The sequence below is a fragment of the Agrobacterium sp. MCAB5 genome (assembly GCF_052114365.1).
Taxonomy (GTDB): domain Bacteria; phylum Pseudomonadota; class Alphaproteobacteria; order Rhizobiales; family Rhizobiaceae; genus Agrobacterium; species Agrobacterium tumefaciens.
The window spans coordinates 690,039-712,469 of sequence record NZ_JBFREP010000001.1; the positions used below are offsets into that span (position 1 = coordinate 690,039).

The window sequence follows — 22,431 nt, forward strand, 5'->3', positions numbered from 1 at the left end:
GCGACTATAGAGCAAGGAAAAGAAAACTGTCATACGGTTTTCGCGGGAAATTCCATGGCTGAGAAAGCCGTTCGGGATATGTCGCCTGAACGGTCAGGGCTTTGGAAAATTGAGCATGGTCTCCATGGTCCGATCGCCGGATTTGACAAGAATGGGCCAGCTGTTGCCCTGCACCTGATAGGTTTTTGGCAAGCCCTTGATGTTCATGTAGAAGGAGAGCTTGCGCTTGTCTCGCACCAGGTTCTGCGGCTCATAATAGGCAAAACCGGAGGGGCCGGCGATGAATATCTCGGTCTCCTTCGGCGCGTTTTCCGGCAGCTGCAATTGCACGCCAAGCATGGTCTTATCGGGCGTGATGTGGAAATCGACAACCTTAAAATCGTCGGACGCAGCCTCTGGCAGCGTCTCGCGCGCCTCTTCCAGCAATCGCCGCTCTTCGTGGTCGTCATCGCCCGCATTGCCGCGGCTGATCGAAAACGTCGCCTCAAAGGGAATGCAGATATTCTGGCAGACGCCGATGAAGGCGCTGAGGTCGATATTGCCTCCCGCTTTGGCGTCCACGGCTTTCAACTGAAAGGGAATGCTGACGGCGTGATCGTAGCCGATATCGGTGATATCGCCGTTCTCGATGAGTTTGGGAACGGGATAGGCCATCGATGTCAGGCTTACACCGCTTGCCGGATCAAGCGTGATCTTGGGCGGTATTCCAGCTTCGCCCGGTTCGCGCCAATAGGTTATCCAGCCGTCTTTAGGCTCGATCTGCAACACGCCGCGCACCACGCCGTCCGCATCCATGGCAAGGCTTGCCACACGCATCTGGCCGCCTTCACTTCTCGCCCAGTCGGTAATTTCGGCCTGCGCTACTTGCCCGCCCCCGAGAAGGGCGGCGAAGGCAACGGCGAGGCGAAGATGTGAAAATCGAAAGAATGTCCTGACGCTCATTCTTTCCGTCTAACCCAACATCGCCCGATGGACCAGTTACGAATTCGTGCGGTTCATCATTTTCGGTTGATTGATCGGGCGCGATGCCGCATCCTGTGCTCTGTCGAAGTGCGAACGCCGCTTTCCCGTTCAATGATGGAATTCGGCAAGCTGGAGGCGCCGGTGAGCTTTTCAACCCTGATGGACAAACGCGAACGTGGCTTTTTTGACAGCCAGTTCCTCATTGCGATGCCGGGGCTGGACAATGGCAATTTTGCCCGTTCGGTGGTCTATATCTGCGCCCATTCGGATGCTGGAGCCATGGGTTTCATCATCAACCGGCCGCAGCAGATCACCTTCACGGATATTCTGCTGCATCTGAAGCTGGTGGACAGCAACGACGCCATCATGCTGCCCAACCGCACCCGGGAATTTCCGATCCAGTGCGGCGGCCCGGTCGAATCCGGCCGGGGTTTCGTGCTGCATTCCGATGATTATTTAAGTGAATCGAGCATTCCGGTCAGTGACGACATTTCCTTGACGGCGACGCTGGATATCGTGCGCGCCATTTCCAATGGTCGCGGCCCGCAAAAGGCTACCATGATGCTCGGTTATGCCGGCTGGGGTCCGGGTCAGCTGGAAAACGAGATCGCCAATAATGGATGGCTGAATTGCCCGGCGGCGGAAGAGCTGATTTTCGACCGTGGACTGGACAACAAATACGAGCGGGCGCTTGCGCTTATGGGTGTGGATGCTCGCATGCTTTCTGCTGAAGCCGGCCACGCCTGATTTTTTCCAGATGCTCCTTTTGTCGACTGCTGGAACCAATCCCAATCCCTGACGTTAACAATCCCGAAAGCCGCACAGACAGTACGGCTCAACTAGGGAGCAGTAACATGGGTAGCACATCAGACAAGATCGCCGGTACAGCCAAGGAAGTTGCTGGCAAGGTCAAGAAAAACGTCGGCGAAGCAACCGGCAACAACGAGCTGCGCGCCAAGGGTGCCGCTCAGGAAACCGAAGGCAAGGTACAGAAGAACGTCGGCAAGGCCAAAGATGCGGTCAAGGGTGTCGTTGATCGTATGTAATGTCGCCTGACGGGCTCCCGTGTCTTTGATGCGGTGCTTTGGAGCGCATGTGTTATCGCACATGCGCTCTTGTCGTCTGGAGGCCTGAAGGGCGGGTTTGTTACGCCTTTCACCTTGGTCTCTTGTATTCCCCTTCACCCAATTCATCCATCGCAAGGGTTTCATGAATGAAGCTTTTCTCCTGCGCTTCCTGTGGCCAGCCTGTCCACTTCGACAATCGTTTCTGCGTCTCTTGCGGCCATCGTCTGGCCTTCGTGCCGGAGCGCCTTTCCATGGAAGCGCTGGCGCCTGCGGGAGAGCCGAACTGGCAACTTGTTGCCCAGCCGGAAAGACAGGTGCGGTTCTGCGCCAATGAGGTGAACGACATCTGCAACTGGTCTGTGCCGGCGGAAAGCCAGAACGCCTTTTGCCCGGCCTGCAGCCATAACCGTCTCGTGCCGAATATCGCGACGGATGAGGGTATCGAACAATGGCGCGGCATCAGCCAGGCGCAGCGGCATTTGTTCTATTCGATATTGCGTCTCGGCCTGCCGCATCCCAACCGCGATGCCGATCCTGTCGGCGGGCTAGTCTTCGACTTTCTGGTCGACGAGGTCGCACCTGACGGTTCCGTCATTCCCGCCATGACCGGCCACGACGAGGGCCTGATCGCCATTCGCGCGGCAGAGGTGGATGATGCGACGCGCGAGCAGGTGCGCGCCAACATGAACGAGCCCTATCGCACCATGCTTGGCCATTTCCGCCATGAGGTCGGGCATTTCATCTGGAACAAGCTGGTTCGTGATGAGAACCGACTGGAGGCCTGCCGCGCGGTATTCGGCGATGAGCGCGAAGACTATGCCGCGGCGCTACAGCGCAACTACGAGCAGGGGCCGCGCCCCAACTGGCAGGAAACTTTCATAAGCGCCTACGCCTCCGTGCATCCCTGGGAGGATTTTGCCGAGTGTTTCGCGCATTATCTTCACATCGTCGATACGCTGGAAACCGCGCGCGCCTTTGGCGTGGCGATAGACCCCGACGGACATGAGGAAATGGCGGCGGAAGTCACTTTCGATCCCTATAATGCCCGTAGCGCCGCACAACTGGTCAAGGCCTGGATTCCGCTCAGCGTCGCCATCAACTCGATCCAGCGCAGCATGGGGGAGGCGGACCTTTATCCCTTCGTGCTGGCCCCGCCTGTTGTGAGCAAGATGGAATTCATCCACGACCTGCTACACGGCAGGATCGACGCGATGCCTCAACAGCAGATGCAGCAGTTCTCGATGGCGCAGTGAATACGAGACACGAGAAGTCATAGTCAGGAAACGCGTCGTTTCCTTCTCCCGTCATTCCGGCTCAATGCCGGAATGACGGCGGTGGATGGAGTAGCCCTTTACCACCCCATACTCCAATTCCTCTTACGAAGCTCGCTTCGTCGGCTGGAACCGCTCCCGCAGAAGCTTCAGCGCCGCATCGCCGGAAACCGGTGTGCCGAACAGGAAGCTCTGGCCGAAATGGCAGTTCATGCGTGAGAGTTCCGCCGCATCCTCAGGCGTTTCAATGCCTTCCGCCACCACCTGCATATCGAGCGCGCGCGCCATGGCGATAACGGAGCGCAGCAGCACGTTGCGCTTGTCGCTGGTATTTGCCACCAGTGCCTTGTCGAGCTTGATCGTGTCGAAGGGGAAGCGGGTGAGATAGGCAAGTGACGAATAGCCGGTGCCGAAATCGTCCATGGCGAGGCTGATGCCCGTTTCCTTCAGCTTGGAAAGCACCAGCCGCGCCTGTTCCGGGTTCTCCATCACCACGGATTCCGTCAGCTCCAGCTTCAGCTGCTGCGGATTACAGCGCGTTCGCGTCAGCATGCCGCGCACGTCGTTATACAGTTCGTTATTCAGCAATTGCGCGCTGGAAATATTGACGGAGATGAAGATCGGCATCTTCTCGATGGAATGCTGCCAGTCCATCAGGTCGGTCGCTGCCCTTTCCAGCGCGAACATGCCGAGCGGTTCGATCAGACCGGAGGCTTCCGCGATGGGTATGAATTCGCTTGGCGGAATGTTGCCGCGCTTGGGGTGTTCCCACCGCATCAGCGCCTCGAAACCGGCCAGCGCGCCATCGTCAAGCTTGACGATGGGCTGATAGGCGAGCGACAGCTCCTTGCGCTCGATGGCGCGGCGAAGATCGCTTTCCATTTGCAGGCGGTCGGTGCCGGACGTGCGGAAAGCGGGACGGAACGGCTCGACGCGGTTTCCGCCAGCGCGCTTGGCGCGGTACATCGCCAGTTCCGCATCGCTCAAGAGACCTGCGGCACTTTCCTGCTGGTCTATCCATGAAACGAGGCCGATGGAGGCGGTGAGGATGATTTCGCGATTGGCGAAATTGATCGGCACCATGATTGCCTTGTTCACCGCATCGGCGAAATCGGCCACCCGCTGCGGATCGCGCTCCGAGGTCAGGATCAGGCCGAATTCATCGCCGCCGAGACGCGCCAGCGTATCCTGCGGTTTCAACAGGCGGCGCAGACGCCGTGTCAACGCGATGAGGATATTGTCGCCTGCAGCAATGCCGAGCGTATCGTTGACCAGCTTGTAACGGTCGATATCGATCGCCATCACCGTCGGGCGCACGCCGTCGCTTTCAGGAGAGAGGTTGAGGATCGATTGCAGGCGGTCGAGGAAGACCTGCCGGTTTGGTAGCCCGGTCAGATTGTCATTCATCGCATCCTGCAACAGCCGCTCCACCGAGTTCTTCTGCTCGGTGATGTCGGTGATGGTGCCGACGCAGCGGATGATTTCGCCGTTAGAGCCAAGAACCGGGCGGGCGCGGATTTGCAGCCAATGGAAATGTCCGTCTTCAGCGCGAATGCGGAATTCGTGATTGAGGCGGCCCTTGCGATGGTCGAGCAGCACGTCGAGCGTTGCCTTGAACCGGTCGCGATCGTCAGGATGCAGGCGCGGCAACCAGTTGCGCGCAGCACCATGCATCGTGCCGGGCTCCAGCCCCAGACGATTGGAAATGTCAGGTGTGGTGACGATGCGGTCGCGCGTCACGTCCCAGTCCCAAACGGTATCGCCGCTGCCCGTCAGTGCGAGAGATTGCCGTTCGAGATCGGAAAACAGGCCCTGCTGATAGGCGCTGCCGGCAAAGGCATGCTGGATGACTGTGAAGCCGATCAGAAGCACGATCAGCACCAGCCCGCCGCCAAGCGCCGGCTGCACGATGTCGTTGTCCAATTGTCCGGTCACCGTCAGCCAGCTGCCGAACAGCCAGACGAGGATGAGCGCCCAGGACGGAACGAGCAAAATCGCCCGGTCGTAACGGTTGAAGCCAAGATAGATGATGAGTGCGATGCCGGCCGTCGCCGTCAGCGCGAAGGAGACGCGCGCGATACCGGAGGCGACCGAAGGATCGTAAATCGCGACGCCGAACAGCAGCGCCAGACCCACCACCCAGGCAAAGGTCGCATAACCCAGATGTGCGTGCCAGCGGTTTAGATTGAGATAGGTGAACAGGAAGACCACGAAGCTGGAGGCGAGAGCCACTTCGGCGCCCGCCCTCCATATTCGCTGATCGCTGGATGTGACGGTGATGAGTTTTTCAAGGAAGCCGAAATCGACGCAGATATAGGCGAGCACCGCCCAGGCGAGCGCGGCCGACGCCGGCAGAACCGAGGTTCCCTTGACGACGAACAGGATGGTCAGGAGCACGGCCAGCAGGCCGGCAATGCCGAGAACGATGCCGCGATAGAGCGTGAAGGCGTTGATCGTATCCTTGTAGGCTTCCGGTTCCCACAGATAGATCTGCGGCAATTGCGGGGTCGACAGCTCGGCGACGAAGGTGATGACGGAGCCGGGATTGAGCGTGATGCGGAAGACGTCGGCATCCGGGCTTGGCTGCCGGTCAAGCGCAAAGCCTTCGCTCGGTGTGATCGCGATGATGCGCTGCGAGCCGAGATCGGGCCAGAAGAGCTTGGAATTCACCAGACGGAAATGCGGTGCGACGATAACGCGCTCCAGCTGCTCTTCCGAAACGTTGGCAAGCGCGAAGACGGCCCAGTCGCCCTGATGGTCGGTGGAGCTGGCGCGCACCTCGATACGGCGGCGGATGCCATCCGGACCGGGCGCGGTCGAGACCTGAAAGGCTTCACCCTGATTGGCATAGATATCGGTTGTCGCGGTGAGATCGAGCGCCGTATCGTCACGGGAAATCTTCACCGGCTCGAAGGCGTAGGAAAGAGACGAAAAAAGCAGGAAAAACAGGAAGAACGGCGCAGCCAGTGCAATTGCCGCCAGACGTTTCGACAGGCACGGCGCAGAGTGAGTGTAAGTCATGTATCGTACTTCGTTCCACTGGAGCTTTGCTTGTCGGCAAGAAGGGAAAACATCGTATGATCCCGCCATTGGCCGTTGATTTTCAGATATTCCCGCAAGAGGCCTTCCCGCTGGAACCCGGCATTTTCGAGAAGCCGGATGCTTTTGAAGTTTTCCGGAATACAGGCTGCCTCGATACGGTGCAACTGAAGTCCGTTGAAGATATAGGGTATTACCAATTTTAATGCGGCAGACATATGGCCTTGCGCGGCGTAGCGTTCGCCCACCCAATATCCTATCATGCAGCTTTGTGCAGCACCCCTCCTGATATAACCGATGGTGATGCCGCCAACGAGCAACGTCTCCTTCTCGAATAGCAGAAACGACACGGCGGTGCCGGAGGAAAACTCCTGGCCGTTGCGCACCACACGCGTGCGGAAGGAGCCTTCCGTCAGTTCGTCCGGGCGCCAGGTGGGTTCCCATGGCTGGAGAAACTGGCGGCTTTCCGAGCGCAGAACGTGCCACTGCTTGAAATCGCCATAGCGCGGCAGTCTGAGAAGATGGTTGGCGCTGCGCAGTTCCGGGGTGTCGTTATGTCGGGAAAGAAAACGCAGCATTCACCATCCCTGTACGGAAAGAAACCGCAACCCTCAGCCGTTCGCCTTTATCCTTGCGGGCTGCTGCGCGGAAAGCGCGGCAGTAATGTCTGAAAGAGGCGGCAGCTGTTCGAGCGGGCCAATTGCAGACAACGTCGGAACTGTATCGAAAAACAGCCGTCCTGCAAGATCGGTCAGGCGTTCCCGCGTGATGTCGTTCAGGCGCTCCATCATCTCCTCATTGGGGATGGGCCGGCCGTAAAGCATCATCTGCCGTGCCATCTGGCCGGCACGGGCTGCCGGGCTTTCCTGACCCATCAGCAGTTGCGCGCGGATTTGTGCGCGGGCGCGGTCGATTTCTTCCTGATGAATGGTCTGGGAAGACTTGCGCAACTCGTCGACGATGACGGGCATCAGTTCCGGCAGGTCGTTGCCGCCGGTCGCCGCATGCACGCCGAAAATGCCGGTGTCGGAAAAACCCCAATGGAAGGCGTAAACGGAATAACAAAGGCCGCGGGACTCTCGCACTTCCTGGAACAGGCGCGATGACATGCCGCCACCGAGAATATTGGCGAGAATTTGCGAACAGTAGAAATCGCGGGCGTGATAGGCCTTGCCCTCGAAGCCGAGAAGCACCTGCGCGTCCATGAGGTCACGGGTCTCGCGGATTTCCCCGCCGGTATAGATCGCCTTTTCGAGAACCGGCGTGGTGACCGGCAGCTGCGGCAGCGAGGCAAAACGTTCTTCCACCTGCTTCACGAAGCTCTGGTGGTCGACAGCACCTGCTGCAACGACGAAGATGCGATCCGTCGTATAGTTGCGGGCGAGATAATGCCTGATCTGGGCGCTGGTGAAGGATTGCACGGTTTCCGGAGTGCCGAGGATCGGGCGGCCGATGGTCTGGTCGCGATAGGCGACGCCGGAAAAATTGTCGAAAATCACATCGTCAGGCGTATCGGTGGCGGCACCGATTTCCTGGAGGATGACGTTTTTCTCCCGCTCCAGCTCGTCTTCGTCGAACAGCGACTCTGTCAGAATGTCTGCAAGAATATCGACGGCGAGCGGAACGTGGTCTTTCAGGACGCGGGCGTAGTATGAAGTTGTTTCCGTCGATGTCGCGGCGTTGACTTCGCCGCCGACATTTTCGATCTCTTCGGCGATCTGCCGGGCGGTGCGGCGCGCCGTACCCTTGAAGGCCATATGCTCGAGAAGATGGGCGATGCCGTGCTCGGCAGTCGTCTCGTTGCGGGACCCGGATTTGATCCACACCCCAAGAGCAACGCTTTCGAGATGCGGCATTCTTTCCGTGACAACGGTCAACCCGGACGAAAGCCGGGTCACATTAACTCTCATATCAAGTCTTTCCGCGTCTCTATTTGCCGGCGCGTGCGTGGCTGCCGATGAAGGTTTCCACCGTCTTCAGCTCTGCGTCCAGAATGTCGAAACGCTCCTCCCGGTTCATAATGTCAGCTAGCCATACTGGAAGCGCCGGGTCGATTGCGCAAGCGGATTTTACGGCGGCCGGGAATTTAGCCGGATGGGCAGTGGACAGGACCACCATCGGGCTTGATGCCTTTTCGTGTTTTTCCGCCACAAAAACGCCGGTCGCCGTATGCGGGTCGATCAGGTAACCGGTTTTCTCAAGCGTATTGCGGATCGTCGCCGCCACCTGCTTTTCGGTGGCACGGCCGGCGCGGAAATCCTTCTTGATGAATTTCAGCGCATGCGGCGGGATTTCAAACGCGCCGGATTGCTTGAGGCCATCCATCGATGCCTTTACTGCAGCGGAATCGCGGCCATAGGCTTCAAACAGCAGCCGCTCGAAATTGGACGAGATCTGGATGTCCATCGAGGGCGAGGTGGTGGGCGTGACGCCGCGCATCTCGTAACGGCCTGTCTTCAGCGTGCGCGCCAGAATGTCGTTGTCGTTGGTGGCGATGACAAGCTTGTCGATCGGCAGGCCCATCTTCTTGGCGACGTAACCGGCGAAGATATCACCGAAATTGCCCGTTGGGACGGTGAAGGAAATCTTCCGGTCGGGACCGCCGAGCGACAGGGACGCCGTGAAATAATAGACCACCTGCGCCATGATGCGCGCCCAGTTGATGGAGTTGACGCCCGAAAGCTTGACGCCGTCGCGGAACTTCGCGTCGTTGAACATTTCTTTGACGAGGTTCTGGCAATCGTCGAAATTGCCGTTGATCGCCAGCGCATGCACGTTGGAGGCGGTGGAGGTCGTCATCTGGCGCTGCTGCACCGGAGAGACCTTGCCATTGGGGAAAAGGATGAAGATGTCGGTGCGCTCACGCCCGGCAAAGGCGTCGATGGCTGCGCCGCCCGTGTCGCCGGAGGTGGCGCCGACGATGGTGGCGCGTTCGCCGCGCTCAGCCAGCGTATAATCCATCAGGCGGGCGAGAAGCTGCATCGCCACGTCCTTGAAGGCAAGCGTGGTGCCGTGGAAAAGCTCCAGCACGAAGGTGTTCGGCCCGGTCTGCGTCAGGGGTGCTACGGCCGGATGGCGGAACGTCGCATAGGCGTCGTCGATCATCGCCCTGAACTTGTCGGCCGGAATTTCACCACCGGTGAAACGGTAGAGAACCTCAAACGCGATGTCCTGATAGGACTTGCCGCGCAGGTTGCGGATTTCCTTTTTCGACATGGAGGGCCATTCGCGCGGCACGTAAAGCCCGCCATCACGGCCAAGGCCCGCCAGAAGCGCGTCGCAGAAACCAAGCGAAGGGGCCGCACCCCTGGTCGATACATATTTCACGAGATAGTCCCTTGTCGTTTACCGGTCTGTCCGTTGCCGTTACCGGCTCTTTATCAGCAGCATCCCGCCGGAATGAGGCGATTGGCGAGGTAATGAAGGGCTTTTTTGAAAATTCAAGCAAAACCAAACATGCCAATCGATTTTTTCCGGCGTCGCTGCTATAGACCATCGCCAACCTGCGTGAAAGGTCAATAAACAGCGTCTCCGGTTCGGTTCCGGGACAATGGAGAGGGAATTAGAAGAGTGTCAGGGAATTTCTTGCGTTTGTCCGCCGCGATGTCGCTTCTGGCCGTTGTTGCAGGATGCAATTCCTCCAATCCGTCAGACTCGCTTGCCGTCAACCCTCCGGCGGCGCAGGCAAATGCCGTTGCTCCGGTGGTGCAGGCCAACTGCCCGACGGTCACGGTTCTCGATGCCAATGCCGTCCACCGCGTCTATGCCGGTGGCGCAAAGGACGATCCGCAGAAACTCGCCTATCAGGTTTCGCTGTCAGACACGACGCGCTCTTGTACCGCGAACGAAACCACGCTGACGGTAAACGTGCTGGCCCAGGGCCGTCTCGTTCCCGGCCCGATGTCGAAGCCCGGCCGCGTGACCGTACCGATCCGCGTCACCGTTAAGGACGGCGACGGCGAGATTTACGGCGAAACGACCAATTTCGCCATCGACGTTGCTGCGGGCGGTGCCGGCACGCAGTTCATCTTCAACAACGATCATGTCGCCATTCCCAACGGACCGGGCGGCGCACCGAGGTCGGTCAGTGTCTATATCGGTTTTGCCGAGCAGGGCGCAAAGGCCAAGACCAAGCGCCGGTGATTTGACGGGCGAAATGTAAAAACCGGAGGCTGCTTTTGCGGGCTTTCGGGCAGATCGCAAACAAACCATGCCTCATACGCAACGTCATCCTCGGGCCTGTCCCGAGGATCCGAACACGTATCGTGGAATCAAGTCGTTGCAGATGCTCGGGACAGGCCCGAGCATGACGAAGTGGCGTTTGTGACAAAGCCAGAGATTAAAAAGCGCCTTCCCACTCCGCCATCGCTGCAATAACGGCGGGCAGGTCCTGCATGCGTGAAATCACCGTTTCCGCGCCCGCATCCGTCAACCGGTCGGCATGGCTCGGATAGGTGTGGGATGCGCCGGTGAAGCCGATGACGCGCATGCCGGCTGCCTTTGCACCATGCACGCCGTGCACGGAATCCTCGATTACGACGGCGCGATCCGGTGAAACGCCGAACTGGGCTGCGCCATGCAGGAAGATATCCGGCTTCGGCTTGACGCGGTCGGCTCCGAGATCCTTGGCGGAGTAGATATGTGGTGCGAAATAGGGCTTCAGGCCCACTTTCGTCAGCATCATGTCGAGGCGGTGGCTGGAGGAATTCGAGCAGATGCAACGCGGTGTCGTCAGGCGCGACAGAGCGAACTTGACGCCCTCGATGATCTTCACGTCGCGTTCCAGCCGCGCGTCGAGCAGCTTTTCCGACTTGTCGAGCAGCGATGCGGAAAACGGGATGCTGGCTTCGCTTTCCACCTGCAGGAGGATGTTCTTCCAGGTCATGCCGGCGAAACGCTCGCCCATTTCCTCGACGGAGATCGGATACCCGGCCTCGGTCAGAAGGCGGGACTCCACCTGTGCGGCGATGATTTCGGAATCGACCAGAACGCCGTCACAGTCGAAAATAATGAGGTCGAAGCCGCTCATGGGCGCTCCCTGTATCGGATTTGCCTTGGAAAAAAGTGATGCCCGGGCTTTTAGACCAAGTCCGCGTCAAGCTCAACCGGCTGGCCCGCAAGGGTCGGTCGCGCCCGGCTCATAGCTGGGATTTGGCTTTGCGCGTTTCCTGCGCACAAAAACCGCTACACAGATCAGCGCCGGATGCGTTATGGGATGTTATGCCCAAGACAGCGAAAACCAGACCCGAAGATACCATTGCCGCACGCATCAGCCGCACTCTGGCTGACCGCATCGTGCGCGGTGAGCTGTCGCCGGGTGAACGTCTGAGGCAGGATCACATTGCCGCCGAATTCGGCGCATCGCATGTGCCGGTGCGCGAAGCGTTCCGCAGGCTGGAGGCGCAGGGCTTGGCCGCCAGCATTCCGCGCCGCGGCGTGCGGGTCGCGGATTTCGGCCTCGCCGATGTGCGCGAAGTCGCGGAAATGCGCGCCGCGCTTGAGGTTCTGGCGCTGCGCCACGCCATTCCAAACATGACTTCAGCCATTCTCGACCAGGCGGAGGCCGCCACGCTCGAAGGCGATAGCGCGGTCGACGTGCAGCATTGGGAAGAGGCCAATCGCCGCTTCCACCGCCTCATCACGGCGCCTTGCAACATGCCGCGCCTGATGGAGGCGATCGACGGCCTGCATGCCGCGAGCGCCCGATTCCTGTTTTCCGCCTGGCGGGCAGGATGGGAGCGCCGCACCGATACCGATCACCGCGCGATCCTCGACGCATTGCGCGGCGGCCGTGCCGAGGAGGCGGTGCGAATTCTCGACGGGCACGTGCAATGGATCGGTCGCAAGGCAATCCGCACCCCTTCAGGCTCGGTGCACGACGCCTTCGCCATCGTCGGATAGGCCGGGAACGATTGGCTGTGCTCGTTTGGACTCCGCCCGAAAAGTCGGTTATCGATATCCGGCCGCGATGACGATCCGCGGTGCGTGAAGGGAGCATGTATGGCTGCTGATACGGCGAAATCACGGAGCGGATTTTTCCTTTGTCCGCCGATCTGTTTTCTTGATCGGAAACGCGTCCCGTGACGGTCCGCCTTCGCCCCCATCACCTTCTCTGCATGCTGACCTATGTGGGGAAGGGATATACCTCCGGCTTTGTCGAAAACTACGACCGTGTCGCCGCTCGGCTGAACGCAGGCGAAGAGGATATCGAGCTGGTCGATGGGCCGGACGATATCTGCGTTGGCCTGTTGTGCGAAAGCCATGCCCACTGTTTCAACGAGGGCGTGGTCCAGAGGGACGAGGCGGCCCGGCTTTCGGTTTCAACGCTTTTGAACGAGACAATCACCGCCGGAAAGCGGCTGCGGGCAACGCCGGAGCTGCTTGAGAAAATGCGTCTGGCCTTCGCCGCCGGAGACATCCGGCAAGCCTGTCGCGGCTGCCAGTGGATTAGGCTGTGCGATCGCATCGCGGCATCAGGATTTACCGGCGTGAAGATTGGCGAGCCGCCGCCGCACCCGGCCGGGCAGCGGCTTACTGCTACTCCGGCACATTCGTCTCGGTTCTCTCGGCGGCCTTGACCGTCGCCTTGATCTCCTTCGGCTCGCGCCCGGATTTCTTGTCGTAGCTCACCTTCACCGAATAATCGCCGGGATGCAGGGTCTCCTGATGCCGGTTGCCATAACGGCCGGAAATTTCCTTTTGCGTACCCTGAAGGTCCTTGGTCGTTTCGACGATGTCGATCCGCTCCGCACCCGGTGCCGTGATTGCCAGAACACCAGCATCGAGGTTGAGGTTGATCTCGGTGCGTTTTCCTGCAGTTACGGTGAAGGGCTGTTCCACCGTGACCTTGCCCAGACGCGCGCGCATCACGAAATCACCGGCAGGCATTTCCATGGTTTTGCCGGTGCCGTAAACACCGTTGATGGTCTGGCGCGTGCCATCAAGCGTCTCCTTGGCTGAAAGCGCTTCGAAACGGATATCGTCCGTTTCCACAGCCTTGCCACCGTCCGTATAGGCCGCCTTGGCAACGACCACGCCGCTCGGGATGACTAGATCGTGGCTGATCGTCTCGCCCGCCTTGATGACAAGCGTTTCCTGCGCACGCGCAGGGCCGATGCTGCCGGTGAGGAGCAGTTCGCCCGCCGGCACGAAGGTCGTGTTCTGCCCGTAAACGCTGTCCTTGAAATCGTCTTTGGTGATTTCGGTTTTCGCCTGGCTTTCCACATCGCCGCCGGGGCTGCGTTTTGGCACCACCGTTAGTTCCGCCGCGTCGAAATTAGCCTTTGGCCTCGTTAGGCTTCCCTCCTTCACCTCGAAGGGTATTTCGCGACGGATGTTGCCCAGCGCTGCCACGCCGACATACTTGCCCGCCGGCAGCTTCGCTTCGAAGGTGGCGTCGTAGGAGCCGCCGGCATTGACGTCGCTGCGCACTCCGGCCCCGTCAGCCTTGTAAAAATCCCAACGCACCCTGTCGCTGTTGCCGAGCGATGGGCCACCATCGAACAGCACAGCGTCGGTGACGACGTTGTATAGCGGTGCCGGCTCCTGCGCCCCCAAGCTTGACGGCAGCGCCGCCAGAAGAAAAGCCGCGGAAAAGGCATGCACTGAAAAAGAAGCCACTCGCGTTACGGACATCATTGCGGATTACCCCCTGAGTTGCCGGTATTGCCAGCACCGACATGCGGAACAGGACAACCCGTTGTGCACAACGTTTTTGCGCCACTTCGGGTTCCCCGCCCGCGCCAGCAAATTGCGCGTGTCAGCCGCGACAGCCATTTATTTCGCATTTTCCGTGACTTGTTCAGGCTTTGATAACCATCTTCGGTAACCATAAGCATCAGTAGAGAGTAAGCGTATGGAGCGAGTACCAATGGCAGCAGTTTTTCCGCTGGCCGATTTTCGGCGTGCCGGTTTTGATCGTGCGGGCGAGAGTGACGCCTGGAAAGACAGCATAATCAAAGGTGATTGTGTCGCTGCCTTGGATGCCCTCCCGAGCCAGTCGGTGGATGCGATTTTCGCCGATCCGCCCTACAACCTCCAGCTTGGCGGTACGCTTCACCGGCCAGATCAGTCGCTGGTTGATGCGGTCGATGACGAATGGGACCAGTTCTCCTCCTTCGAGGCCTATGATGCCTTCACCCGCGCCTGGCTGCTGGCCTGCCGCCGCGTGCTGAAGCCGAATGGTACCATCTGGGTCATCGGCTCCTACCACAACATCTTCCGCGTCGGTTCCATGCTCCAGAACCTCGATTTCTGGATCCTGAACGATATCGTCTGGCGCAAGACCAATCCCATGCCCAACTTCAAGGGCCGCCGTTTCCAGAACGCCCATGAGACCATGATCTGGGCGAGCCGCGATCCGAAAGCCAAGGGCTATACCTTCAATTACGAAGCGCTGAAGGCCTCCAACGACGACGTGCAGATGCGCTCCGACTGGCTGTTCCCGATTTGCAGCGGTCATGAGCGGCTGAAAGGTGACGACGGCAAGAAGGTGCATCCGACCCAGAAGCCGGAAGCATTGCTGGCACGCATCATCATGGCCTCTACCAAGCCTGGCGACATCGTGCTCGACCCGTTCTTCGGCTCCGGCACCACGGGTGCGGTTGCAAAACGTCTCGGCCGCCACTTCGTTGGTATCGAGCGCGAACAGGATTACATCGACGCGGCCTCTGCCCGCATCGCCGCCGTCGAGCCGCTCGGCAAGGCGGAGCTGACCGTCATGACCGGCAAGAGGGCCGAACCGCGTGTTGCCTTCAACACCCTGGTGGAAAGCGGTCTCGTCCGTCCCGGCCAGGTGCTGACCGATGCAAAGCGCCGTTATAGCGCCATTATTCGTGCCGATGGTACGATTGCATCCGGCGGGACTGCCGGCTCCATTCACCGTCTTGGTGCAAAGGTGCAGGGTCTCGACGCATGCAACGGATGGACGTTCTGGCACTTCGAGGATGGCGACCAGCTGAAGCCTATCGATGATCTGAGAACAATCATCCGCAGTGAACTGGCAAAGGCCTGACAGTCTAAAGCCCAAAAGGCTGAAGGCAACGATCCACCGCCCGCCATTGTCAGCATACGTCTCCGTCCGGTTTAGTACCTTCAGTCCCGGATGGAGAACGACCAACGCCCGGCACTTCGGTGTCGGGCGTTGGTATTTTTGAATATCTAAATTTAGCCAGACAAGTTTCGCGCAAGAGAACGGTCATAGTGTCCTACGCAAAGCAATGGTTGTGAAAATCCGGTTCGGAAAGTTCACGAAAACATTGCTGTCCCATGCCGCTTGCGGCAGGACTGGCGCAGGCAGGAGACCGCCATTTCCGCCTGCGCCAATTTTCTTTTTGGATCTGATGGTCTGTCAGACATCCACGCCGTAGGATTGCAGATCCTGCTTCAGCTTTTCCGCTCCGGTAAAATGCACCGCCTGCCAGCCGGCGGCCTTGGCGCCTTCGACATTCACAAGCGTATCGTCAATGAAGATGCTTGCGGCAGGGTCGAGGCCAAATTCCTTGGCGTGCAGCTCGTAGATCGCCACATCCGGTTTCAGCAGCTTCACATCGCCAGAAACCGTCACGCCGCGCGGCAGGGTGAGGAAGGGGAACATCTTCTGCGCTTCGCGGAAGGTATCGGAGGCGAAGTTGGTCAGCATAGTCACGTCGTGACCGTTGTCGATCAGGCCGGTCATGATCGCGACGCTGTCGTCATAGGAATGCGAGACCATCTCATGCCAGAACTTGCGGAAGGCGCGGATATGCTCTTCCCGCTCGGGAAACTGCTCCATCAGCAGCGCCTCGGCGTCTTCCCAGCCGCGTCCGCGATCCTGTTCGAGGTTCCAGTCATGGGTGCAGACATTCTCGAAGAACCATTTGCGCTCGTCGGCATCGGGAATGAGGCGGCTATAGGGAATATGCGGATCGTAGTGGATCAGTACCTTGCCGATGTCGAATACGATATGCTCAATCTTGGTCATCGAAACTTCCTGCTTTCATCGAATGCGGATGGAATAGCCTGTGCGATGACTTTTTTCATCACCGTCGGCAAGGCTTGCGCGTCAAGATTTGTAACCGGCTCCCACCATCCGTCATCCGCGCCAGTTTCAAGCCCATCCGGCACCTGTGCCCGATAGACGGTGAGCCGCAGCTCGAAATGGGTGAAGACATGCACGATGACGCCCGCCGCTTGCCAAGACGCGGCAAAAGGCGCGTGGCTCGTGTCGGTGCCGCCATCCACGCGGGCGGTCCATGCTGTTGTCGGCACCTCCGTCATGCCACCGAGAAGGCCGCTTTCTATGCGCCGCCGCAGCAGAATTTTGCCGCTTGCATTCACCGCCACGAAGGCGGCTCCCAGCCGCACCGGTTTTGCCTTTTTCGCGGCCTTGACCGGAAACCGCTCCGGCTCGTCATGGGCAAGCGCCAGACAGTCGCGATTGAACGGACAGAGCGCACAGGCAGGGCGCTTCGGCGTGCAGATCGTCGCACCGAGATCCATCATCGCCTGCGCAAAATCGCCCGGCCGGTCGGGAGGCGTAAGCTCCGCCACTTTCGCCTTCATGGCGGGTTTCGAGCCGGGCAGGGGTGCATCTATCGCGAAAAGGCGGGAGATGACGCGCTCCACATTACCGTCCATCACCGCCGCCTGCCGGTTGAACGCAATGGCCGCCACGGCAGCAGATGTATAGTCGCCGATGCCGGGCAGCTTCTTCAGGCCCTCTTCGGTATCGGGAAAGACGCCGCCATGCTCTTTCGCCACAGCTTCCGCACATTTTTTCAGGTTGCGGGCGCGGGCGTAATAACCAAGTCCCGCCCATGCAGCCATCACATCCTCAACCGGTGCCGCCGCCAGATCGCTGACATGAGGCCACGTTGCGAGGAACTTCAGGAAATAGGGTTTAACCGCCTGCACCGTCGTCTGCTGCAACATCACTTCGGAAAGCCAGACATGATAGGGATCGGCACGTTTTCCTTGTGCCGCCATGGCCGGCGAGGTGCGCCAAGGCAACTCGCGATGGTGGCGGTCGTACCATGCGAGCAGCATCTGCGCGTGCGATGACGGGGCGGTTTTTTGAAGCATGGTTTGCCGTTTCTCTTCGATTCGGCCTATAGTTGGGCCATTCATACCGACCTATCAAGAAGCTCCGGACTGTCCGGTCCTGAAACCCGAGTGAAAAATGCGATATCCACGCAAAGGCGTCATCCAGATTGCCGAAATAGCCAATGGCATCATGGATCCCCTCCTGTCGAAACGGGCGGGCATCAACACGGCGCTGCTCGGCTCGTGGGACGAGATCGCCGGCGATGACTTCGCCGATTGCACGCGGCCGGAAAAGATTACCTGGCCGCGGCGCGACGAGGGGCCGGATCGCGGCGGTTACCAGCCGGGCGTGCTGACGATTGCCTGCGAAGGCGCACGCGCTCTGTTCCTCACCCATGCACAGGGCGAGCTCATCGCCCGCATCAACGGTTTTTTTGGCTTTCCGGCGGTACGCCAGATCAGGATCGTGCAGAAGCCGGTATCGCAGCCCGTTCCCCGCCGGCGAAAGCCGCCGCCGCTGCGCGGTGATGCGGCAAAACGTCTCGACGACATGATGGACGGCATCGAGAGCGAAGCGCTGCGCAAGGCAGTGGAAAGGCTCGGCACGGCGGTGATGCAGAAGAAGAAGCCGCGGGGCGGGACGATTTGATGTCGCGCACCGTCCTTGACTGGTCACAATTCTTTGACAAGAAGAGTTCAAAACCCCGCTTGTGATGAACAGGCCGTCGCTATATCGGAATCAACAGACAATAGAGTCTATTACCAACAGGTGCTTTCATGCATTTTTCCGAACTGACCATTTCCCGTCGCAGCCTTCTCGGCGGCGTTGCACTTGCTGCCCTTGCCACGGCCCTGCCGTTTGCCTTCACGCCGGGCGTTGCCCAGGCGCAGGAATTGCCTGAATCCACCGGTGACGTGGATATGGCTGCGGTGTTGAAGCCCGGTCCGCTGCCGGAAGCGGCGCTCGGCGATGCGAACGCTCCCGTCAAGATCGTCGAATATATGTCGATGACCTGCCCGCATTGCGCCAATTTCCACAACAAGACCTTTGACGAGATCAAGAAGAAATATATCGATACCGGCAAGGCCTATTTCGTCATCCGCGAATTCCCGTTCGATCCGCGTGCCGCTGCTGCCTTCATGCTGGCGCGCTGCGCACCGGAAGGACAGTATTTCCCGTTCGTTTCCATGCTGTTCAAGCAGCAGCAGAGCTGGGCAACAGCCCAGGATGCCCGTGCGGCCCTGCTGCAATTGTCGAAAATGGCCGGTTTCTCACAGGAGTCTTTCGAGGCCTGCTTGACGAACCAGAAGCTTCTGGATGATGTGAACGCAACGATGCAACGCGGTGCGACGGAATTCGGCGTCAACTCCACGCCGACTTTCATCATCAACGGCAAGAAATACGCGGGAGACATGTCGGTTGAAACCATGTCGGCTGTCATCGACAAGCTGCTCTGATCGCCGAACCCTTAAAGGAACGGGCGGCGGGTATTTCCGTTCGCCCGTTTTTTATTGCCGTTATTTCAGGCGGAGCGGAGCGGCATGAAGTTCAACAAGCTCCGCGTCGTCGGTTTCAAATCCTTCGTTGAACCCTCGGAATTCATCATCGAGCCGGGTCTGACCGGTGTCGTGGGTCCCAATGGTTGCGGCAAGTCCAATCTGGTCGAAGCGCTTCGCTGGGTGATGGGCGAAAACTCCTACAAGAACATGCGCGCATCCGGCATGGATGACGTCATCTTCTCCGGTTCCGGCAATCGCCCGGCCCGCAACACCGCCGAGGTCGGCCTTTATCTCGACAATTCCGATCGCACCGCGCCCGCCGCCTTCAACGATGCCGATGAAATTCAGGTGACGCGCCGCATCGAGCGCGAAAACGGCTCGGTCTATCGCATCAACGGCAAGGAAGCGCGCGCCAAGGATGTGCAGCTTCTGTTTGCCGATGCCTCCACCGGCGCGCGTTCGCCCTCGATGGTGGGGCAGGGGCGTATCGGCGAACTCATCAATGCCAAGCCGCAGGCCCGCCGCCAGCTTCTGGAAGAGGCGGCCGGCATTTCCGGCCTGCATTCCCGCCGCCATGAAGCGGAGCTTCGCCTGCGCGCTGCCGAAACCAATCTGGAGCGGCTGGAGGATGTGACCGCCCAGCTTGAAAGCCAGATCGAAAGCCTGAAACGCCAGGCGCGGCAGGCCAACCGTTTCAAGATGCTGTCGGCGGATATCCGCGCCCGCGAGGCGACCCTGCTGCATATCCGCTGGGTAGAAGCCAAGGAAGCCGAAGGCGAAGCGGAAAGCGCGCTTAATCAGGCCACGAACATCGTTGCCGAAAAGGCGCAGGCGCAGATGGAGGCGGCCAAACAGCAGGGCATTGCCAGCCTGAAGCTGCCGGAACTGCGCGAGGATGAAGCGCGTGTCGCTGCCGCCCTGCAACGTCTGCAGATTGCCCGCACCCAGCTGGATGACGAGGCGAACCGCCTGCTGCGCCGCCGTGATGAGCTGGCGCGCCGTCTGTCGCAGCTTGGCGAAGACATCGTTCGCGAAGAACGGCTTGTCTCTGATAACGCCCAGATCCTCGCGCGGCTCGATGAGGAAGAGGCAGACCTTCTCGAAATCCTCGCCGATTCCGGGCGTCATGCCGAAGAGATGCGCGAAGCCTTTGAGGCAGCTGCCGCTAAACTGACTGAAAGCGAAACCGTTTTCACTGCCATCACCGCCGAGCGCGCCGAGGCCGCCGCCGGGCGCCAGCAGCTGGAACGGGCGATCCGCGAGCTTTCCGATCGTAAACTCCGGCTGGAACGCCAGTCGCAGGAGGCATCCTCCGAGATCGATGCCGTCGATGAAAAACTCTCCGGCCTTCCCGATCCTTCGGAGCGCCGCGAGGCGGTCGAGGCAGCCGAGATCGCGGTGGAAGATGCTCTGATCGTGGCGGAGGAAGCCGAAGCCGCCGTTGCCGAGGCGCGTTCCGCCGAAGCGCTGGCGCGCGGCCCGCTGGAAACGGCGAGAAACCGGCTGAACGCTCTGGATACGGAAGCGCGCACCATCACCAAAATCCTGGCGGCCAGTGCTGCCGCCAATGGCAGCTTCACGCCGGTGGCGGAAGAAATGACGGTGGAACGTGGTTTTGAGGCAGCGCTTGGTGCAGCCCTTGGCGACGACCTCGAAAGTGCCCTTGATCCCGCTGCTCCCGCCTATTGGGCCGGCAATGGCGATGGTGCGGGCGATCCTGCTTTGCCGCAGGGCGTCAAGCCGCTTCTGAACTATGCGCAGGCGCCGGACGCATTAAGGCGCGGTCTCGCCCAGATCGGCGTTGCAGCCGACACTGCGGAAGCCTTGCGCCTGATGCCGTCGCTGAAGGCCGGTCAGCGGCTGGTGACGCGCGAGGGCGCGCTGTTTCGCTGGGATGGCCACATCGCCAGCGCTGATGCGCCGGGAGCCGCCGCCCTTCGTCTGGCACAAAAGAACCGGCTTGCCGAAATCGAGACGGAACTGGAAGAGGCCCGTTTCAGTCTGGAGGAGGCCGAAGAACAGCTCTCCATCAGGACCGACGACATCAAAAGCGCCGAGTTGCGGCTTTCGGAAGTGCGCGACAGAAGCCGGCTGGTGACGCGTCATCTTGCCGAGGCACGAGAGGCGCTGACATCAGCCGAACGCGCCTCGGGCGATCTTCTGCGCCGCCGGGATATCGTTTCGGAAGCGCTGAACCAGATCGGCGCGCAGATCGACGAGATCGTCGTTCAGGAAGAAAACGCCCGCATCGAAATGGAAGACGCGCCGGATCTTTCCGCCCTTGATCTGCGCCTGCGTGAAAGCCAGCTGGAAGTCGCCACAGACCGTGGCCTGCTGGCGGAAGCGCGCGCCCGCCACGAGGGGGTGAGCCGCGAGGCGGAAAGCCGCCAGCGCCGGCTTCAGGCAATCGCGCAGGAGCGCTCCACCTGGGCATCGCGGGCCGCCAGTGCCGCCGATCACATCGCCACCCTGCGCGAGCGTGAGGAAGAGGCGCGCGAGGAAATCGCCGAACTGGACATTGCGCCGGAAGAGTTCGACGAGAAACGCCGCAACCTCCTGACCGAGCTTCAGAAAACCGAAGACGCCCGCCGCTTGGCCGCGGACCGGCTGGCGGAGGCGGAAAACCTGCAACGCGCCGCCGACCGCGTTGCCACCACCGCCCTTTCCGAACTGGCAGAAGCCCGTGAAAAGCGCGGCCGCGCCGAAGAGCGGCTTGTTTCCGCCCGCGAGAAGCGGCAGGAAACCGAACATCGCATCCGCGAAACGCTGAATACCGAGCCGCATATGGCGCTGCGCCTGACCGGCCTTGGTCCCGACCAGCCGAAGCCAGATATTCGCGATGTCGAGCGCGATCTCGACCGGCTGAAGATCGAGCGTGAGAGGCTGGGCGCCGTCAACCTGCGTGCCGAGGAAGAGCAGGCGGAGCTTTCCGCCAAGCTCGCGGCCCTCATCAAGGAACGCGACGATATCATCGACGCGGTGCGCAAGCTGCGCGCCGGTATCCAGAACCTCAACCGTGAAGGCCGTGAACGGTTGATTGCGGCATTCGATGTGGTCAATTCGCAGTTCCAGCGGCTTTTCACCCATCTGTTTGGTGGCGGCACGGCGGAATTGCAGCTGATCGAATCCGACGATCCGCTGGAAGCCGGCCTGGAAATTCTCGCCCGTCCTCCGGGCAAGAAGCCGCAGACCATGACGCTGCTTTCCGGCGGTGAACAGGCGCTGACGGCCATGGCGCTGATCTTTGCGGTCTTCCTCACCAATCCCGCACCAATCTGCGTGCTGGACGAGGTGGACGCGCCGCTCGACGACCATAATGTCGAGCGTTACTGCAACCTGATGGACGAAATGGTTGCCTCCACCGAAACGCGTTTCGTCATCATCACCCACAATCCCATCACCATGGCGCGCATGAACCGCCTCTTCGGCGTCACCATGGCCGAACAGGGCGTGTCGCAACTGGTTTCCGTGGATTTGCAGACTGCCGAGCAACTGCGCGAAGCCGTCTGAGTTTCCCGTTCCGGACCTGCCCCTTAAGCCTTGTCCATCGCGAATTTATCTGGCCGCAT

Annotated in this window: 19 protein-coding genes; 10 read left to right on the forward strand and 9 right to left on the reverse strand. The window is 60.0% G+C overall.

Going from position 1 to position 22,431, the window contains the following annotated elements; genetic code table 11:
- Positions 1-93: 93 nt before the first annotated feature.
- Entirely contained in the window at positions 94-942 is an 849-nt protein-coding gene (locus tag AB4Z23_RS03365) for a protein-disulfide reductase DsbD domain-containing protein (protein ID WP_065661292.1), read from the reverse strand.
- A 162-nt stretch (positions 943-1,104) separates the two neighbouring features.
- Between AB4Z23_RS03365 and AB4Z23_RS03370 the strand changes: the two genes are divergently transcribed.
- The 3 genes from AB4Z23_RS03370 (at position 1,105) to AB4Z23_RS03380 (ending at position 3,283) form a co-directional block, all read left to right on the forward strand.
- Entirely contained in the window at positions 1,105-1,710 is a 606-nt protein-coding gene (locus AB4Z23_RS03370) for a YqgE/AlgH family protein (RefSeq protein ID WP_003511807.1), read from the forward strand.
- Positions 1,711-1,817: 107 nt separating this feature from the next.
- A complete protein-coding gene (locus tag AB4Z23_RS03375) occupies positions 1,818-2,009 on the forward strand; it encodes a CsbD family protein (RefSeq protein ID WP_003511808.1) in 192 nt (63 codons plus the stop codon).
- Positions 2,010-2,176: 167 nt separating this feature from the next.
- Positions 2,177-3,283, forward strand: coding sequence for a zinc-binding metallopeptidase family protein (locus AB4Z23_RS03380; protein WP_013635625.1), 1,107 nt, complete (start codon positions 2,177-2,179; stop codon positions 3,281-3,283).
- A gap of 123 nt (positions 3,284-3,406) precedes the next feature.
- On the opposite strand, the gene AB4Z23_RS03385 is transcribed toward AB4Z23_RS03380, so the two are convergent.
- The 4 genes from AB4Z23_RS03385 to thrC are packed head-to-tail and all read right to left on the reverse strand — an operon-like array spanning position 3,407 to position 9,667.
- Positions 3,407-6,322: an EAL domain-containing protein gene (locus AB4Z23_RS03385; protein ID WP_003511812.1), complete on the reverse strand. Its 2,916-nt coding sequence runs from the start codon at positions 6,320-6,322 to the stop codon at positions 3,407-3,409.
- Positions 6,319-6,918, reverse strand: coding sequence for a GNAT family N-acetyltransferase (locus AB4Z23_RS03390; RefSeq protein WP_003511814.1), 600 nt, complete (start codon positions 6,916-6,918; stop codon positions 6,319-6,321). Before AB4Z23_RS03390 ends, AB4Z23_RS03385 begins: the two co-directional genes overlap by 4 nt.
- Positions 6,919-6,951: 33 nt before the next feature.
- Positions 6,952-8,250 (reverse strand): M16 family metallopeptidase, encoded by a 1,299-nt coding sequence (locus AB4Z23_RS03395; protein WP_003511816.1) that lies wholly within the window; start codon positions 8,248-8,250, stop codon positions 6,952-6,954.
- 19 nt (positions 8,251-8,269) lie between these two features.
- Positions 8,270-9,667, reverse strand: a complete 1,398-nt coding sequence (gene thrC / locus AB4Z23_RS03400; protein ID WP_019564176.1) for a threonine synthase — start codon at positions 9,665-9,667, stop codon at positions 8,270-8,272.
- 276 nt (positions 9,668-9,943) lie between these two features.
- Between thrC and AB4Z23_RS03405 the strand changes: the two genes are divergently transcribed.
- Positions 9,944-10,483: a hypothetical protein gene (locus AB4Z23_RS03405; protein ID WP_003511819.1), complete on the forward strand. Its 540-nt coding sequence runs from the start codon at positions 9,944-9,946 to the stop codon at positions 10,481-10,483.
- A 196-nt stretch (positions 10,484-10,679) separates the two neighbouring features.
- Here the strand turns inward: AB4Z23_RS03405 and AB4Z23_RS03410 are convergent, their stop codons facing one another.
- Positions 10,680-11,369 (reverse strand): HAD family hydrolase, encoded by a 690-nt coding sequence (locus AB4Z23_RS03410; protein ID WP_003511821.1) that lies wholly within the window; start codon positions 11,367-11,369, stop codon positions 10,680-10,682.
- Between the two features lie 191 nt (positions 11,370-11,560).
- Between AB4Z23_RS03410 and AB4Z23_RS03415 the strand changes: the two genes are divergently transcribed.
- Both AB4Z23_RS03415 and AB4Z23_RS03420 read left to right on the forward strand, forming a co-directional pair.
- On the forward strand, positions 11,561-12,241 hold the full coding sequence (locus AB4Z23_RS03415) for a GntR family transcriptional regulator (protein ID WP_013635630.1): 681 nt from the start codon (positions 11,561-11,563) through the stop codon (positions 12,239-12,241).
- 215 nt (positions 12,242-12,456) lie between these two features.
- Positions 12,457-12,918: a DUF1284 domain-containing protein gene (locus tag AB4Z23_RS03420; protein ID WP_041694521.1), complete on the forward strand. Its 462-nt coding sequence runs from the start codon at positions 12,457-12,459 to the stop codon at positions 12,916-12,918.
- On the opposite strand, the gene AB4Z23_RS03425 is transcribed toward AB4Z23_RS03420, so the two are convergent.
- The gene (locus tag AB4Z23_RS03425; protein WP_441359992.1) at positions 12,878-13,978 is read right to left on the reverse strand and encodes a hypothetical protein; all 1,101 of its coding nucleotides are present in this window, start codon (positions 13,976-13,978) and stop codon (positions 12,878-12,880) included. The two genes, AB4Z23_RS03420 and AB4Z23_RS03425, sit on opposite strands and share 41 nt — an antisense overlap.
- Positions 13,979-14,210: 232 nt before the next feature.
- Between AB4Z23_RS03425 and AB4Z23_RS03430 the strand changes: the two genes are divergently transcribed.
- A complete protein-coding gene (locus AB4Z23_RS03430) occupies positions 14,211-15,353 on the forward strand; it encodes a site-specific DNA-methyltransferase (protein ID WP_003511827.1) in 1,143 nt (380 codons plus the stop codon).
- Between the two features lie 336 nt (positions 15,354-15,689).
- Here the strand turns inward: AB4Z23_RS03430 and AB4Z23_RS03435 are convergent, their stop codons facing one another.
- Complete coding sequence (locus AB4Z23_RS03435) at positions 15,690-16,301, reverse strand: HAD family hydrolase (RefSeq protein ID WP_003511829.1); 612 nt, start codon at positions 16,299-16,301, stop codon at positions 15,690-15,692.
- Positions 16,298-17,401: an A/G-specific adenine glycosylase gene (gene mutY / locus AB4Z23_RS03440; protein ID WP_003511831.1), complete on the reverse strand. Its 1,104-nt coding sequence runs from the start codon at positions 17,399-17,401 to the stop codon at positions 16,298-16,300. The genes AB4Z23_RS03435 and mutY overlap by 4 nt, the downstream gene beginning before the upstream one ends.
- Positions 17,402-17,498: 97 nt before the next feature.
- Here mutY and AB4Z23_RS03445 point away from each other — a divergent pair, with 97 nt between their 5' ends.
- From AB4Z23_RS03445 to AB4Z23_RS03455, 3 genes are all read left to right on the forward strand, one after another.
- Entirely contained in the window at positions 17,499-18,011 is a 513-nt protein-coding gene (locus AB4Z23_RS03445; RefSeq protein ID WP_003511832.1) for a DUF721 domain-containing protein, read from the forward strand.
- A gap of 128 nt (positions 18,012-18,139) precedes the next feature.
- The gene (locus AB4Z23_RS03450; RefSeq protein WP_003511833.1) at positions 18,140-18,820 is read left to right on the forward strand and encodes a DsbA family protein; all 681 of its coding nucleotides are present in this window, start codon (positions 18,140-18,142) and stop codon (positions 18,818-18,820) included.
- 84 nt (positions 18,821-18,904) lie between these two features.
- Positions 18,905-22,372 (forward strand): chromosome segregation SMC family protein, encoded by a 3,468-nt coding sequence (locus tag AB4Z23_RS03455; protein WP_003511835.1) that lies wholly within the window; start codon positions 18,905-18,907, stop codon positions 22,370-22,372.
- The last annotated feature ends 59 nt before the right edge of the window (positions 22,373-22,431 follow it).

Coding starts and splice junctions, on each gene's coding strand:
- AB4Z23_RS03365 (WP_065661292.1), bottom strand. CDS start 942: ATGAGCGTCAGGACATTCTTTCGATTTTCACATCTTCGCCTCGCCGTT.
- AB4Z23_RS03375 (WP_003511808.1), top strand. CDS start 1,818: ATGGGTAGCACATCAGACAAGATCGCCGGTACAGCCAAGGAAGTTGCT.
- AB4Z23_RS03380 (WP_013635625.1), top strand. CDS start 2,177: ATGAAGCTTTTCTCCTGCGCTTCCTGTGGCCAGCCTGTCCACTTCGAC.
- AB4Z23_RS03385 (WP_003511812.1), bottom strand. CDS start 6,322: ATGACTTACACTCACTCTGCGCCGTGCCTGTCGAAACGTCTGGCGGCA.
- AB4Z23_RS03390 (WP_003511814.1), bottom strand. CDS start 6,918: ATGCTGCGTTTTCTTTCCCGACATAACGACACCCCGGAACTGCGCAGC.
- AB4Z23_RS03395 (WP_003511816.1), bottom strand. CDS start 8,250: ATGAGAGTTAATGTGACCCGGCTTTCGTCCGGGTTGACCGTTGTCACG.
- AB4Z23_RS03405 (WP_003511819.1), top strand. CDS start 9,944: ATGTCGCTTCTGGCCGTTGTTGCAGGATGCAATTCCTCCAATCCGTCA.
- AB4Z23_RS03410 (WP_003511821.1), bottom strand. CDS start 11,369: ATGAGCGGCTTCGACCTCATTATTTTCGACTGTGACGGCGTTCTGGTC.
- AB4Z23_RS03415 (WP_013635630.1), top strand. CDS start 11,561: ATGCCCAAGACAGCGAAAACCAGACCCGAAGATACCATTGCCGCACGC.
- AB4Z23_RS03420 (WP_041694521.1), top strand. CDS start 12,457: ATGCTGACCTATGTGGGGAAGGGATATACCTCCGGCTTTGTCGAAAAC.
- AB4Z23_RS03425 (WP_441359992.1), bottom strand. CDS start 13,978: ATGATGTCCGTAACGCGAGTGGCTTCTTTTTCAGTGCATGCCTTTTCC.
- AB4Z23_RS03430 (WP_003511827.1), top strand. CDS start 14,211: ATGGCAGCAGTTTTTCCGCTGGCCGATTTTCGGCGTGCCGGTTTTGAT.
- AB4Z23_RS03435 (WP_003511829.1), bottom strand. CDS start 16,301: ATGACCAAGATTGAGCATATCGTATTCGACATCGGCAAGGTACTGATC.
- mutY (WP_003511831.1), bottom strand. CDS start 17,401: ATGCTTCAAAAAACCGCCCCGTCATCGCACGCGCAGATGCTGCTCGCA.
- AB4Z23_RS03445 (WP_003511832.1), top strand. CDS start 17,499: ATGCGATATCCACGCAAAGGCGTCATCCAGATTGCCGAAATAGCCAAT.
- AB4Z23_RS03450 (WP_003511833.1), top strand. CDS start 18,140: ATGCATTTTTCCGAACTGACCATTTCCCGTCGCAGCCTTCTCGGCGGC.
- AB4Z23_RS03455 (WP_003511835.1), top strand. CDS start 18,905: ATGAAGTTCAACAAGCTCCGCGTCGTCGGTTTCAAATCCTTCGTTGAA.